Raw genomic sequence first — 1785 nt, 5'->3', positions numbered from 1 at the left:
AATAGTTACAATGAACGAAACCGACTACCACAATGTTTTACGTAGGTTGAATTTGGAAATGACTGAGATAGTTTAAAAACCCAGCAAAACCAAAATCAGAGCTACAAACAAAAGGAGTCGGTTTACTATGATTATGTCCAAGAAATATGTAGGTTTAGACGTATCCAAGAATAAAATTGTTGTCGCTATCGCCCCGGAGAATCGTGATGAGGCTGTTAGGTATTGGGGTAGTATTAACCACACCAAGGAAGCTGTCGTTAAACTGGTTAAGCAACTAACAAAAGAAGGTAACGTCATACTGGATGTTTGTTATGAGGCGGGTCCAACAGGCTTTGAATTGCATCGCTGGTTTTTGGAACTCTCTGTACTATGCACAGTAACAGCACCGCAAGCCTTAGATGGAAACAAAAAAATCAAGACAGACAAACGGGACGCTATTCGATTGGCCCAGCTTTGGAGGGCTAAAGAATTAACCCCCATCTATGTCCCTGCTCAGGATGATGAGGCATTGAGGGATCTTACCAGGGCTAGGGAAGATTCGGTGGAGGATTTAAATCGGCATAAACAACGACTGACTAAGTTTTTACTGCGTCATCAAATCAAACCCTCTAAAGAAATGAATCTGTGGACGACAGTCTATGAAGAATGGTTGGACACGCTGCGGTTTTCCCGGGTAGCAGAAGATATGGTTTTTCAAGAATATCGGAATAGTATTCGTGAGGCAACGAGTCGGATCAAGCGGTATGAAAGGGAAATGGAACAGCAAACAAAAAGCAGTAACCTGGCTCCCCTCATCCAGGCTTTGCAAGGACTTCGTGGTGTCGCTTTGGTTACAGCCACTACCATCGCTGCAGAACTTGGCGATATAGCTGGAAGGTTTGCTACTCCTGGTCAATTGATGTCCTATATGGGTCTTGTGCCAAGCGAAAGTTCAAGCGGTGGCGGTCGATGGCAAGGGAGTATTACGAAAGTTGGGAATGCGCATGTCCGGCGGGTATTGGTGGAAGCTGCCTGGTCATACAGGGTTTCACCAGCTATTCGAAGAAGCTTAAGGGAACGTTTGGAAGGACTCGGACCTGAGATTGAGGCCATCTCTTGGGAAGCACAACGACGTCTTCACAAAAAGTATAGCAAAATGGTAGCTAAAGGTAAGCATAAGGGAACCGTCGCAGCAGCAGTGGCACGGGAACTTGCAGGATTTATTTGGGCGATTGGAATGGAAGTTTATAAAAGACAATTAAAAGAAAAAGCAAGGAAACAACCAGCAGCATAGGTCACAAAAAGATAGGTAGTAGGTTTATAAAACTAAAAAATCATCAGAAAGAAGGTGAAGGCAGCGAGATTGTTCAAGCATGGATCTGGCATTCTTTGGCTCGGGGGCAAAGTACAAAGCAAGGCAGAGAGAATCCGCGGTTTCCGTTTGTGCAGAGTTGAAGGTTAACTTGACGCACGTCAATAGCTAGCAGGTATCTCTCTGGTCGTATCAATTAACATGTGAAAACCCACGTATATCAGCGTGCCAATCGGGCGCAAGTACCATTTTGCCCTCGTGCCAAGGAATGTAGCCCATGTAACAACAACTTATAAAAAGAAAAAGATCGCAGGGAGCACGCCCCCTGCACCCCGTCACTCGCCGTGAGGCAGGTTCAGCAGGCGCTGCTGGACCATGAAAAGTGTGAAAACCAAGACCCCTGTCAAGAAGTGCACTTGACAGGTCTAGTTTGGTGCGGCAAAAATTTATAGGGTGTTCTTCTCTTGACAGGTTTCGTTCATATCAACGGAAAA

The 1785-nt window shown here is 45.3% G+C and carries 1 protein-coding gene; it reads left to right on the top strand.

Annotated features, from left to right (window positions below; all coding sequences use genetic code 11):
• The first annotated feature begins 127 nt into the window (after positions 1-127).
• The gene (locus J2Z37_RS25350) at positions 128-1273 is read left to right on the top strand and encodes an IS110 family RNA-guided transposase (protein WP_209813090.1); all 1146 of its coding nucleotides are present in this window, start codon (positions 128-130) and stop codon (positions 1271-1273) included.
• Positions 1274-1785: the final 512 nt, after the last annotated feature.

Source organism: Ammoniphilus resinae, assembly GCF_017873965.1.
Lineage (GTDB): Bacteria > Bacillota > Bacilli > Aneurinibacillales > RAOX-1 > Ammoniphilus_A > Ammoniphilus_A resinae.
Note: the sequence above shows the minus strand (reverse complement) of the source record. Positions and strands in the feature narration are given on the sequence as shown.

Bases quoted from the DNA above. Each gene is read 5' to 3' on its own strand.
- J2Z37_RS25350 (WP_209813090.1), top strand. From the start codon at position 128: ATGATTATGTCCAAGAAATATGTAGGTTTAGACGTATCCAAGAATAAA.